Source organism: Chryseobacterium antibioticum (assembly GCF_012927325.1).
Classification (GTDB): Bacteria; Bacteroidota; Bacteroidia; order Flavobacteriales; family Weeksellaceae; genus Chryseobacterium; species Chryseobacterium antibioticum.
Genome location: NZ_JABBGI010000004.1, coordinates 73,819 through 87,548, shown reverse-complemented (window position 1 = coordinate 87,548; position 13,730 = coordinate 73,819). Strand labels below are relative to the sequence as shown.

11 protein-coding genes are annotated in these 13,730 nt (G+C 37.5%); 2 read left to right on the top strand and 9 right to left on the bottom strand.

Going from position 1 to position 13,730, the window contains the following annotated elements; all coding sequences use genetic code 11:
- Positions 1-170: 170 nt before the first annotated feature.
- Both HHL23_RS04220 and HHL23_RS04215 read right to left on the bottom strand, forming a co-directional pair.
- Positions 171-1,598 (bottom strand): tetratricopeptide repeat protein, encoded by a 1,428-nt coding sequence (locus HHL23_RS04220; protein ID WP_169233571.1) that lies wholly within the window; start codon positions 1,596-1,598, stop codon positions 171-173.
- 60 nt (positions 1,599-1,658) lie between these two features.
- The gene (locus HHL23_RS04215) at positions 1,659-3,134 is read right to left on the bottom strand and encodes a tetratricopeptide repeat protein (RefSeq protein WP_169233570.1); all 1,476 of its coding nucleotides are present in this window, start codon (positions 3,132-3,134) and stop codon (positions 1,659-1,661) included.
- A 326-nt stretch (positions 3,135-3,460) separates the two neighbouring features.
- Here HHL23_RS04215 and HHL23_RS04210 point away from each other — a divergent pair, with 326 nt between their 5' ends.
- Positions 3,461-3,976, top strand: a complete 516-nt coding sequence (locus tag HHL23_RS04210; protein ID WP_169233569.1) for a GNAT family N-acetyltransferase — start codon at positions 3,461-3,463, stop codon at positions 3,974-3,976.
- Positions 3,977-4,066: 90 nt separating this feature from the next.
- Here HHL23_RS04210 and HHL23_RS04205 read toward each other — a convergent pair whose 3' ends face one another.
- The 7 genes from HHL23_RS04205 to mug all read right to left on the bottom strand — a co-directional run bounded on the left by HHL23_RS04205 (position 4,067) and on the right by mug (position 13,226).
- A complete protein-coding gene (locus tag HHL23_RS04205) occupies positions 4,067-7,552 on the bottom strand; it encodes a glycosyltransferase family 117 protein (protein WP_169233568.1) in 3,486 nt (1,161 codons plus the stop codon).
- 70 nt (positions 7,553-7,622) lie between these two features.
- Entirely contained in the window at positions 7,623-8,558 is a 936-nt protein-coding gene (locus HHL23_RS04200; protein ID WP_169233567.1) for a hypothetical protein, read from the bottom strand.
- 87 nt (positions 8,559-8,645) lie between these two features.
- Positions 8,646-9,188, bottom strand: coding sequence for a helix-turn-helix domain-containing protein (locus HHL23_RS04195; RefSeq protein ID WP_169233566.1), 543 nt, complete (start codon positions 9,186-9,188; stop codon positions 8,646-8,648).
- Positions 9,189-9,219: 31 nt separating this feature from the next.
- Positions 9,220-10,077 (bottom strand): DUF4240 domain-containing protein, encoded by an 858-nt coding sequence (locus HHL23_RS04190; RefSeq protein WP_169233565.1) that lies wholly within the window; start codon positions 10,075-10,077, stop codon positions 9,220-9,222.
- A 477-nt stretch (positions 10,078-10,554) separates the two neighbouring features.
- On the bottom strand, positions 10,555-11,343 hold the full coding sequence (locus tag HHL23_RS04185) for an SDR family oxidoreductase (protein ID WP_169233564.1): 789 nt from the start codon (positions 11,341-11,343) through the stop codon (positions 10,555-10,557).
- 100 nt (positions 11,344-11,443) lie between these two features.
- Positions 11,444-12,610 carry a cytochrome-c peroxidase gene (locus HHL23_RS04180; RefSeq protein ID WP_169233563.1) on the bottom strand — a complete coding sequence of 389 codons (1,167 nt, stop codon included), beginning with the start codon at positions 12,608-12,610 and terminating at the stop codon, positions 11,444-11,446.
- Between the two features lie 106 nt (positions 12,611-12,716).
- Entirely contained in the window at positions 12,717-13,226 is a 510-nt protein-coding gene (mug, locus tag HHL23_RS04175) for a G/U mismatch-specific DNA glycosylase (protein ID WP_169233562.1), read from the bottom strand.
- A gap of 173 nt (positions 13,227-13,399) precedes the next feature.
- On the opposite strand from mug, the gene HHL23_RS04170 reads away from it, so the two are divergent.
- Complete coding sequence (locus HHL23_RS04170) at positions 13,400-13,702, top strand: hypothetical protein (protein WP_169233561.1); 303 nt, start codon at positions 13,400-13,402, stop codon at positions 13,700-13,702.
- The last annotated feature ends 28 nt before the right edge of the window (positions 13,703-13,730 follow it).

The window sequence follows — 13,730 nt, the reverse complement described above, 5'->3', positions numbered from 1 at the left end:
TGCAAATTTGAAATTATAACAACAATTGATGAAATTGGTTTTCAGTTATGATGAAAAAAAATATTTCGAGGGCTGTCTGATGTGATCAGGCAGTTTTTTTATTTTAAAATAATTTGTATTTACTCAAATGAATTCCCAACAAATAGACCAGAATGGAATATCCGGACGAATCACATCAGACCATCAAAAAACTGATAGATATCTGTCTCCGTTGGAATATTGAGCTTTTTGCGGAGCCTGTATTTCTTTTGCTGGATGGATCTTGGCTGCACAAAGGTATAGCTGGCAATTTCTTTAGAAGTAAAATGAAGTTTCAGCATGGCACAGAAAACCAGATCAGAATTTTCAAGATCGGGATTCATAGCCAGTACTTTTTCAATAAAACCGGGATAAGCCTCCTTAAAATTGTCTAAAAACGAGGGGTCATTTTTTCTAGCCAGTTCAATGACATCCTCCTGACTGGTATTATGGATCTGATTTTTCAGTTCCTCTGTTTCATCTTTAAGCTGCTCTCTTCTATTTTGCAGCTGTTTTATTATTTTCCACGCATACATTCCAAGCAGTCCGAAAATCAATGTCGAAACAATAACAATAACCAGAATATTATACCTGTGGTTTTGGGTATCTGTTTGTGTGTCTGCAATAAAGCCTTCCATATCATAGTTTATCGCTTCCAGCAAAGCGGTATCGGATCTGCTCCTTTCCTGTGTGTAGGCCTGGAGATACATCAGTGCTTTCTCTTTATCTCCTTTGCTTTCGTACAGGGATTTAAGGTCCGTATAAATGTATTTGGTGTACTGCGCAAAGACATATTTTGTTTTGTTATTGATTTCCAATGCCTTTAGCAGTGATTCTTCTGCTTTATCATACTGTTTGGTGATCAAATAATATTCTCCCAAAACGGTATTTGCATTAAGAGCTACCCCATCTGTTCTGCCCTGCCGGTTACATGCTTCAGCTATTTTTGACAGATAGATCCGGGCGGAATCCATATTTTTGAATCCATATAAATAGAGATCTCCAATAGCGCACTCTGTGCGTCCCGAATGGTCTAATTTTTTAGCTTTACGGAAATAGTCCAATGCAGGAGTGTACTGATTTTTTCGGTAAAAATAATCCCCCTGTCTATAATAGATTTTAAAGAGAACATCATTCCGGAACGGAGATTCCGGAGTACCCTTTATATAATTCATTGCCAATGCGTTGTATTCAAATGACTTATCCAACCGCTTAAGGTGCATCTGAAAATTGCTATAATCATTATTGAATTTGGCTTTATGAATTTTATTTTTTGAACGTTTAGTAATTTTATCTGCCTTATTAAGAAAGAATTCTGCCCTCTGATAGTTTTCCAGCAGCAGATTGACATTGGCGAGGTTCAGATAGCACAAGGCTTTTCCGTCTTCATATCCTATTTTTTCTGCTTTCTGATAATATTTTTTGTTCAGCTTCACAAGAGCATCATAATCACCGGAAAGACGAAATTTTTCATTTTGCGTGAGTAAAGGAGAGTCAAAATCATTCTCATATTCATTATGAAAATCCTTAGTGCATGATGTCAAAATAAAGAGCAAAGCGAAAATAGAGCAGCGTATCATGTACGTTTTTATAATTAATTAGATTTTTTTCAAGAGGAATGAGAGGCTAAAGTCCTACGTTCAAATGTAAGGTTTCTTCTGAAATTCTTCATGCGATATTTTTTCTATATGATCAAAGAATTCATAGATATCCTGATCGCCTTCAATATTCAGTTTCTTTCTGATTCTGTACTTTTTCTGCTGAATAGATTTATGCTGAACAAATGTGTAATCTGCAATTTCCCTGGAAGTAAAATGGAGTTTCAGCAGTCCACAGAAAGCAAGTTCAGAGTTTTCAAGATCAGGATTAATGGTTAGCAATCTCCTTATAAACTCAGGATTCAGCTCTTTAAACTTCATTAGAAATGACGAATCATTTTTCTTTGCCAGTTCAGTAACTTCCTGAAGTTTCTTTTCGTATACCCTATTCTTTAATGTATCTGTTTCTGTCTTCATGCTTTTCTTCTTCAGCCTTAAAAGATGTATTTTTTTCCGGGTATATAATCCTGATACAGAAAGGATGACAAAAGATAAAATTCCCATAATCCATAAGTCATTTTCCCGTTGATCCACTTCCTTTTTAGCTTCTGATATAAAAGTATCTGCCGTTTTATTGATCGCTGCAAATCTTGACTCGTTCAGTCTGTTGTCTTCCTCCAAATATTTGGACAGGTAGTAGAATGATTTTTCTTTATCTTTTTTCTTCTTGTACAAATCCGCCAAGGCTTTATAGATATCTTTTATATGGAAGGAATAGGTGAGTCTGGTTTTAATACTCATCTGCAATGCATTTTTAAGCATTTTTTCAGCCTCATCATAATGGTCGATTTCATTATTGTAGTACCCTACCGTATAATAGATCCACAGCTTTTCAACATCGGGTGTTTTCTGATGGTTCATCATTTCTTCTGCACGTAAAGCATATATTCCTGCTGAATCCAGCCTTTCGGTATAGAGATGATACTGGGCAATCATACAGGTAGAATAAGCTGATTTCTCTAAGGCATTTCCTTTGTGGAAATTTTTCAATGAGTTTCCCAATTGCCCTTTCCATGCAAAATAGGCACCCCTGTTAGTATAAATCCTGGGCAGGAGCTTCTTTTTAAGTTCTGAATCTGGCGCTTTTTTTAAAGCATGCATTGCCGAATCACTATAGATGATTGCCTTATCGTACTGTTTAAGATGGGAATAATAATGGGCATAGCTGTCATAAAATTTAGCCCTGTGAAAATTATTTTTTGAATGTTTAAGGCTTTCCCCAGCTTTATCTAAAAGAATGTGTGCCCTCTCGTAATCCCCTTCCGTAGAATTGACATTGGCAATATTGAGAAGACAAAGGCCTTTACCTTCTTCGTATCCAATTTTACCTGCTTTTTTAAAATATTCTCCATTAAGTTTAACAAGTGCTTCAAAATTCCCTGAAGAATTCATGTCATTGTTCTGTTGGATCAAAGGCTGATCAAAATCTTCTGTATGATGATAGGGAGAAATCTGGCTGCATGAAATAATAATAAACAATATCATCATCCGCATGGTACGGACTATCAACTTTTTCATAATACGATGTTATTCATCTATAATTTATCAGTTATTTTTGATCTGTATACTCTCTTTTCATATTGCTCCTTTTTACAGAGCAGAACAAATCAATATTGAGTACATTAACGAAATAGTTGTTAGTTTGTTATAAATATACAAAAATTCCAACGTTAAATTGAATAAAAAACATAAAAACAAAATATTAATTAGAAACATTCTTGTTAACTATTTTAATAAAAAAAGACAAAAATTCATTTTTCATTAAAAAAAAGAGTTTATTTAAAAAACATTTTCACAAATTTAATAGATACAACGAAAAAATATCAATTCAAAATTTCATTATCATGAATATAAACTACCGCATACTTCTACCCCACGAAAGCAGGAATTATAGAATCATCCGGCTGGAAAGTTTAGAAAAGTTTCCGGAATCATTCGGGGCCAATTATCAGGAATCGCTTAAAATTGAAAAATTCCGTCTGGAAAGTGACATCGAAAGCCAGGCTCGGGATAGATTTGTCATGGGAGCATTTGTAGATGATACGCTTATAGGAATTTGTGCTTTTGTGAAAGACGAAAATAATACCGGAAATATTTATCAGATGTATGTCAGAGGGAGTTTCCAAGGTAAAAATATAGGTTTTGGACTGATTCAGGCTGTCATTGACGAAGCTCATAAAAGGTTTGGCGGAATCACTATTTTCCTTGGAGTAACCGATAAAAATGAAAAAGCATACAACCTGTACAGAAAAATCGGGTTTGTAGAAGTGATTGATAATGCAGAAAAGAAAGAAACAGGCTGCAATACACAACTTTTTCTAAATACGGCGGACCACATGACTCCCGGGAAGACTCATTAAAAAAACAAGCACTCCGGATCAGTGATCCGGAGGCCTGCCCTATTTCGGATAAGTCTGTTTTAATTTTCGCCTTACAGACAGGACCTTATATTATTGGGTTGCTTTAATCATTGCTCTGGTAATCTGATCTTCCTTCTCCGCTGAGTAAGTAGAATCAAAAGGCTTCATCACATCAAATAAATATTGATAGAAAGGCGTGATCTTCTGTACATTTTCAGACTCTTTTGTGGCTTTTTCTTTACCCATCTGCTGAAGTTCTTTAATAAAAACATTGAACTTTTTATCAATAGGCTCAATGGATTTCACCAGATAAGCATATGCTTTTTCATTCTGGCCCAGCTTTTTGTAAGCATCTGTAACTGCAGATACTACGAGGGAATATTCCATCGGCTTCACCCTCATCTGCCTACCCGACTGTTTCTGGAATGCCGGGGAAAGGCTCAGGTAATAATCATATTCTTCAAAAATCTCTTTTTTAAGGATTTCTGCCAACTGAAGACCTTTTTTCTCCTGCCCGGCGATGATATATCCTGTCACCATAGAACTTAGTGAACGTGGATCATTGTATTTCTCGGCCGGAATTTCTTTTGAAACAAGATCCAGTATCTCCAGCGCTTTAGCTTTCTGTCCGTTTAACGCCAGAGCTGAAGCTGCTCTGCTTGCCGTCATTCTGTAGCTCATGATATTGGAGGTAGCTGCCTCGTCATAATGAATACTAAGGTCTTTAAAATTCCCCCATCTGAAGTTTTTCACGACATTGTAAAGAGAATTCACATCTACCCTGCCCATATCACCATCCGTATTGGGAGCCGTATGAATAGGAACCAGCCGGTAGCTGAATCCTTCAAACTGCAGATATTCATCGAGGTAGAAAATATTTTCGCTGTCATAGACTCCTCCTGATGAGAAGTTGACAGGACGTTTCCAATCGAAATTCGCCAGCATATCAAGCATCATCAGGTTATTTTTGTAAAGGGTGTTTCCTTTGTAAGTGATCATGATCTGATTGACCACATTGGGAAGATCTGCCTGAGTAATGATTCCTGCTTTTAAAGCATTTTCTTTATTAACAGGAAGAATAAATTTGTTCACCGGAAGAACATTGTATTCCGCATACTTTTCCTCTCCGAAGCACATTTTAAGAAGCACATCTTTTTCAGGAGATTTGAACTTTAGGAAGCTCATAGCCTCTTTCAGCGTTAAGGAATCCTGTGTAAGGAACTTTCTGAAAACCTGGAATTCTGTATCCGGAACGCCCTGTTCTTTTAACATAGAGAAAAATCTTTCCCAGTCTTCTTTCTTCATCATATAGATCTGATCGTTCACGCCATCTCTGTAATCCTCATGAGTCAGTTGGGTAGGAATTCCCGTTGCATTATACGTTTTTCTTTTCACCTGATCAATATACCATGGCGTGGCTAAAAGAGTAAAATTTACAGTTTTCACATCATCACGGAATCTTTCCGTCTCCTGAATGGCCCATACAGGGAAAGTATCGTTATCGCCATAGATAAAAATAATATCATCTTTCGGCACTGACTTGAGGAATGAATAAGCATAGTCACGCGCTGCCGATTTTTTGCTGCGATCATGTGGGGTATAATTCTGAAAGCCCATCATAAAAGGAACTCCCAATAAAATTACGCCCAATGCTATATTAGCAACATTAGATTTCACTTTAGATTGGATGAACCATAAAATAGCTCCGGCTCCAAGTCCGATCCAGATCGCAAATGCATAGAAGGAACCTACCATTGCATAATCTCTTTCTCTTACTTCAAACGGTTTGACACCGGTATAGAAAACAATTCCGAGTCCGGTTAAAACAAATAATGAAAGCAATGCGTAAAATCTTCCGAAGTCTCTGTTCAACTGAAAAAAGAAACCAATCAACCCTAAGATTAAGGGCAAAAAGAAGAATTTTACTGTACTCTCATTTTTGAACTTCGCTGGCATTTTGTCCTGGTTTCCAAGTAAAGCATTATCGATGAAAGAAATTCCGGAGATCCAGTTTCCTCTCGTATTTTCCATTTTACCTTCAAGATCGTTCTGTCTTCCCACGAAGTTCCACATCAGGTATCTTACGAAGTAATAGCCGTTTTGAAATGTAATGAAATAGTCCATATTCTGAGCCAGTGAAGGCTTTTGAACATTGATCAAGTTGTATGGCTTCACTTTCAGATAATCTGCTGCTGTGATGGATTTATCTTCATATTTCCCTCTCAACTCATCAAATATCTGCTTTGCCTGAGGATTATCAGCGACCTCTTCATTATCGTAATTGAAGGTAAAATCCGGAGCTCCATACATTGAAATGTAGTTAGCCATCACATCTTTATCCTGATTGAACATTCTCGGCATCAAACTCACCTGAGATTTACTGAAAACATAACGGAATCGGTCACCGGTTTTTCTGTACGTTCCGGTTTTCTCATCCTTTTCAAAGGTTTCACCTGTCTTTTCAGTTTTAAAACTTCCATCTTCATTCTTTTCCATTCCGTTCGCATCAAGAAAAGCCGTGTAGTTTTGTCCATAGATCGTAGGCCAGTCTCCGTACTGCTCTCGGTTATAATAATCCAGCATGCCGATCGCAGTATCAGGATCATTCAGGTTCATTGGTGGATTGGCATTGGCTCTTACAGGAATCACCATCCAGCATGAAAAACCGATGACCATATAAACCACGGATAAAGCGACCGTCTGATAGATGCTTTTTTTAGCTTTTCTGGCATATTTAATCATGAAATAAGATGCTCCTGCCATCAGAATGAATGCTGCTATCGTTCCTGAGTGGAAAGGTAGTCCAAGTCCGTTCACAAAGAATATTTCAAGCTTTCCGAACATCGTCATGATGAGTGGGAATATAATTTTGAAGACAATACTTAAAATTAACAGGGTGATGGCATTAGCCCAGATAAAACTTTTCCAGGTAAATTTGTAATTTCTGGCGTAATATACCAGACAAACGGCCGGAACCGCCAACATACACATCATATGAACTCCTACTGAAAGTCCTAATATGAAGAAAATAAGGATGACCCATCTCTCGTTATCGGCTGCTTTGTATTCGTTTTCCCATTTGGTAACGAGCCACACCAGCAATGCAATAAACATAGAAGCCATAGAATATACTTCCCCTTCTACTGCAGAAAACCAGAACGTATCTGAGAATGTAAAACATAATGCACCTACTGCTCCTGCAAAAAGAATGGAGATTTCCTGATGCTTCGTTATTTCTTCAAAGTCTTTGTTTAACAGCCTTCTCACAAAATGAGTAATCGTCCAGAACAGGAACAGGATGGTAAATGCGCTGAACAGTGAAGACATAGCATTGATCACAATGGCATAATTCTGTTCATTTCCCAATGCAAATATACTGGCCACGGAACCCACAATCTGGAATAAAGCCGCTCCGGGAGCGTGCGTTACTTCAAGTTTTACAGCTGAGGAAATGTACTCACCGCAATCCCAAAAACTGAGATAATGCTCCATGGTGGAGAGATAAGTAATCAGGGCGATTGTGAACATTACCCATCCTAAAATGGTGTTCCATTTTTTAAAAGACCAGTTCTTCATATACTATGTAATTTCAATACATAGTAAGACAACCCACACCGGGGAATTATTACATCCATCTAATAAAACATTATTTTATTTTAAATTTTTCATTTTTACAGTCTACAATCAGTGTATGATTCAGGAAAAGCTTATTTCCAATCATGCCTTGCATTCCGGAAGTTTTCATCATGAGATTCTGCATCTGTGAAGTTCCTTCTACATAGGTCACTTCTGAAAGTTTAAGCTCGCGGTTTCCTATTTTCACGACCTGATCAGCAGGTGCAGAAATAACAGTTAATACATTTCCCCAGGAATTTCCTTTTTCTTTTTTGATGTTACCGTTTGGCATTCTGTACTTTTGCCATTCTTCTTTGTTGGTAAGGAGTTCATAGCCACTGATGCCTGAATCGTAAAGCAGTTTCAGTTTTTGATCTCCAATTGTTCCCGGCATCAGGATTTTCCGTTTTTTAAATTCAAATGCTTCAAAACCGTTTTCATTGATCTTTTCTACGAATGAGCACATTTCGTTTTTCAGATCAAGAATGACAATGCGTTTTTCAAACAAATCGGTCCCGATGGTTCCGATGATATTGTCAGGCTTAGTGCTTTCAAAATTTACTGTTTTACCATAATTCAATAATTCAAAATCTGAAGTCACGCTCATATTTCCTATGCTAAACTGCATTGAAATTTGATTATTCTTTTCATGGATGTTAATTTTATTTTGAAATTTTGACTGAATAGATTGGAGTGAATTTTTATAAAACAAAGTAGTTGGAGAGCCGGAATCGAGCTGCATGTAAAAGACTTTGTCAATTCCTTTGATTTTGACAAGTAAAAGTACCGCAGCATGGAAATTTCCCTCGGCAATATCCCAGCTTAGCGTACTATTTTCTGCAATTCCAGCAACGTTCAGATGATTTTCCGGCGGCGTAAATTTTTGATCAAAATAAAAGTAACCGCCTACTAAGGACAGCGCAATAATGACCGCAACAGATAACACCAAGTTCTTAAAGATTTTCATATTTCAATTTTGTGCAAGATTCAGCATTTCAGTCTGATTTTCCTGCAAAAACAATATGACATCTTTACGTCATTTTTACGACTCCGACTATAAAAAACTGGTTTTCAACTTAATATACAAATCTCCATTTTTATTCAGACCGATTCCGTTTTTGACGATAATGAGTAGTTTAACAGATATAAAAGCTATTAAAAAGATAAGAAAAAGAGGTGTTTTTAGAGATAATGCTTTCTGAATAAACGGACTGATGATCATTAAAACGGAAACAATACCCGCCAAAATAATCTGGATACTTACGATATTTTTTCCAAGTTCTTTATTGACCGGATCTTTGGTTTTATAGGTTAAAATTAAAGGAAATATCACACCCCCAAACGGAATGATGAGACCTGCTAATGCGACCAGATTGATTAATTTTGCCCGATCAACGTTGGTGTTTTCTTCATTTGCTGCAATCAGGTCTTCAGGTTCTGTTTCTAAAGCCCGGGCAACAGCTTTCAGGGTAAATCCTTTGGGAATACTTCCCGCTTCAATCCGTTGGACCGTACGCAAAGAAAGGCCTGATTTCTCGGCAAGCTCAGTCTGGGTCATATTCTTTTTCTCTCTTAAGGTTTTAACCGTGTTTTTCATGTATTTTAGGCTATGGAATCGGCTTTCATCTTTATTTACTTCTTAATTCTCCTATTTCTTCTACCAATTTTGGATACATTTTATGTAAATCAGCCCCTCCTTTCGGCTCGCGGTTCATGCTGCGCTCCATACCGTCGTAATCATTTTCAGGGTACAATTCATACACCGTATCTTTTATGATGGATTCTTCATCGTCATGATTTTGGGCATATGCTTCATCGGCCACATAAAGCAGACCTTCTGCCCAGCAGTCTGCAATATCAAAGCTGTATTTTCCACTTACGAACGACTGTATATCAGCTTTTATCTCTTCAAAAAACTCTTTTCCTTTTAATAACAACCAGCATCTGAAATAGATAAATCCGTCATCGGAAAGATAATCATCGAAGACATAGACTCCGTTTTCCTTTTTAAAATCACATTCAAGAATGATCGAAAGTTCAGCGATTTCAGCGGTATACAATTCACTTAGTTTCTCCTGAAGCGTTTTTTCAAAAAGGATCATCCTATCTTTTCCGAATTTGGATAAATAATCGGTCAGGTTCTCGATGTGTTCATCAATATCATATTCGCTCCAATTGGCTTTTTTATATTTGTTGGATTTTTCAATGGCTTCCCAAAAATAAATATCTGCTTTTTCTTTATCGGAAAGCTCGATCTTTTGGGGAATCTCATCATTTGCCTGAATCTCAGTGTAGCCTTTTTTTATTTTTTGAGCGATGAGCTTTTCAGACTCCTTCACACAGTCTTTTTCATCTGCATATTCTTTAACTGTTTCCCGGCCTTTGGTTCCGGTTTTGCCAAAAGATAAGGTCTGTACGTTTCCGGAATACTCAATATTCCAAAATTTGTCGGACAGCTCTTTTTGGTTGATAAAGTTTCTTTTCATAAGAGATTGTGGTGATATTTTTTGTTAAAAGAAAGTGAAACTACGAAAAATCAATGGAACTAGAAAGGAAGAATGCCCTGATGATACAGGTTTTTAATGAATTCTTAATTTAATTTGAGTGATATACTACCCTCTCAAATAGGACAGTCTCATAATTGAGAAAAAATATCATTAAAACCTGCTAAAAACAAAAACTTTTATTTTTTTTAACGCAAAGTTTTCATGCTAAATGTACAATTTCAAGACAGGCAAAGAGGCGTGGCTACGCCATTAAATAAGCGAACGTTGTATCCATACGCTTCATCGAATCAATTGTATTGATTCTTTCCTTTGCATTCCTAAATATAAAATCATGATAGCCAAACTTTGTGTAAAAAAAATATGATCAAATTACTATTCATTCTCTTCATCGGCTGACTATGTATCTTCAAGTCCGCACATTTTTTACAGATACCATCAAATAAATAGTCTCCTGAATTAATATGTATTATTCAAACCTCCATCCAACGGAATACTGGTTCCGGTAAGATAGGACGAATATTCTGATGCGAGGAAAGCTGCCAGGTAGCCATACTCTTCAGTGTTACCGAGTCTTTTCATTGGAATTTTATTTTCTCTCGCTTTTTTTATTTCTTCCTGAGATTTACCCGTCTGCTGTGATTCGTGGCTGATCAGATTCTGAATACGCTCCGTATCAAAATACCCGGTTAAAATATTATTGACCGTGATCTGATGCTGTGCCACTTCATTGGATAAGGTCTTGGCCCAGGCGATCACTGCCGAACGAATGGAATTTGAAAGTGATAAATTATTGATCGGTTCTTTTACCGACAGCGAAGAAACATTAATGATCCGTCCATTTTTCTGTTGTATCATGTGGGGTAAAGCCAGAAGGGTCGTTTCGCAGACTGTTTTAAACAGGAGATCAAATGCTTTCTGATAATCATTCACCCCTTTATCCAGCGCTAAGCCAGGCTCCGGACCGTTTGTATTGTTGACCAGGATATCTACGGAATTATTGCTGAAATAGTCGGAAATAATAGTTCTGTAGTCTTCAAAATTGGAAAAATCCGCCACCACATATTGATGCTTCTGATCAGGATGAATGAGAGGTAATGAAGACACAACATTTTTAAGTTTCGTTTCATTGCGGGCCATTACGGTAACATTGGCCCCGCATTTGGCCAGTTCCAGAGCTATTCCAAGACCTATCCCCTGTGTGGCCGCACCTACTAGAGCATTTTTTGAAAAAAGTTGAATATTCATAACTTAATAATTATTGCTGATTGATAACAGATAAATGTAGCAAAAAAGCTTTACATTCAGGGTAACGAATCTTTAATAATTACTGATAATGTGCGTTATTTTATTGAGGCAATGCAGGTGGCAGAACTCTTTCAGGTTTCGTAGATAAAGTCCGTAGGAATGCTTCCAGCTGAGCAATTTCCTGATCAGTAAGATCCAGCAACCTTACAAAACCTGATTTTTCTGAAGAAAGTGTGATACCCTGATGCACTGTTGCCCGTTTTTGAGAATGTTCAGGATTTCCTCTGCTATAAAACTGAATAACTTCTGTGAGGGTCGTCATAGAACCATTATGCATCCAGGGACCTGTTCTTGTCACTTCACGGAGTCCCGGCACCCGAAACTTTCCGGCATCTTCCGGATTTTTCGTAACGAGATAACGGCCCAGATCTTCTTCTTTAGAGCCTAATAAAGAAGTCCCGATATTTTCAAACTGGTTATTGGAAAAATACCCTGAGCTGTGACAGTTCATGCATTGCGCCTTGGTCCGGAAAAGATGCAGGCCCATCAATTCATCATCCGTATAAACCTCTGCCTTTCCGTCAATGAACTGGTCAAATTTGGAGGTTCCGCTTTTAACGGTTCTTTCAAAAGCGGCTATTGCTTTGGAAATCCGGTCTTTTGAAACGATTTTATCCCCAAAAGCTTTTTCGAATAAGAGTTCGTAGCCTTTGATTTTCGCAATTTTACCTGCTGCCAGATCGATATGCCCATTCATTTCTCTTGTGTCCCGAATCGGCATTTCCGATTGTTCTTCGAGAGACGCAGCACGTCCGTCCCAGAATAAAGATCTTGCATAAGCCACATTCAGTATGCTCATTGCATTCCGGATACCGAGTTGCCTGTCGTGTCCGAAGGAAAAAGTTCTGTTATCGCACCATCCCAGCTCCGGATCATGGCAGGAAGCACAGGCAATCTGGTTAGATTGAGAAAGACGCGGATCGAAGAACAGTGTTTTTCCCAATACTGCTTTGTCTTCAGAATAAGCATTATCTGCCGGGAACTTAATGTCGGGAAGATGGCCAATTTCGGAAAAGTGTGGCATTGCATCGGGATCCAGAATCGGTTTTGGCCATTTTGAAGAATCTCCGGAAGAATATAATTTCCTCAGTTCGGCAATGAATGAGGCTTTCTCCCGGATCTCTTTCTGGACACTGTTGCTGAAACAGTTGTTCAAAAGGGAAACGGTAAGAAATGCAATTAATATCCAGCTTAGGACATTCTTCATGGATCATTGGATTTCGGCAAAAATAGGAAATCTGATAGATACATTTCAAAATTGATGAATAAGATTCCTCTTTTATGGATAAAAAGCACAAAATTGATTGGAAGATCTAGATCTTATTATTTTGAATCTCTTGATAAAATCCGCTATAAGATTCAACAAGAGCATCAAGGGTAAATCCCCGGTTCAAACCACTGGTATTGGGTAAAACCCAAACCCGGGCTGCACAAAAATCTTCAGACTGAGAGCCCCACTCTATCTGTTTCTTTTTGGAGAAAGCCTGGTAGGCTGCTTTTCCAAGAAATACAATATATTTTGGCTGAAAATGGGTCATTTTTGTTTTAAAGAGCTCAAGTGAATCATCAAATTCATCTTTTGAAAGCTCATCGGCGCGGGACGTTGCCCGGGCTACGGCAGTCGTAAGTCCATATCCGAAATCCAGAATACTTGTATCCTCTTCTGCTTCGATCTGGTAAGGGGTAAATCCTGCCTGATGCATTACTTTCCAGAACCGGTTGCTTCTTCCGGAAAAGTGGTGGCCATCTTTAGCAGATTTTAAACCGGGATTAATCCCACAAAAAATAACGGTGAGATCTTTGGCAATGATATCTTTTAACATAAGTAATTACGGATCTGTTTTGATCATCAGATGAGAAAATGCTTTGAACAACAAGATAATATTAATTTTAAAATATTCAATAACCATGTGGCTCCTCATGGATCATTCGTTAAAAAATAGGAAAAGAACAACTATGGCATGAATATTATTGTATATCATACAAATACACCAAGATGGAAAATATGTTACAAAATATCGAGCTGATCCATCGGTACTTATCAGCCAGTATAGCAGATCAGTTTTGTTTAATTATGGATTTGGAAGGCGAATATATCTTTACCCAGAATATCGTTTCTAAAAAGACCATTATCGCTACTACATTTACGAATAAAATACTGTCTGATCCTCAGTTGAAATTATTTTTATCAGCACTGATTGCTGAAATCAACAGTGGACGATGTACCGTTGATCTTATCCGGGAGAGGACCAGACATTTTGAAGAAATAAGGCAACAGCCTGTCAGACGGATTATTTAAAGAAAAAAATCCCTACACATGAGGTAAG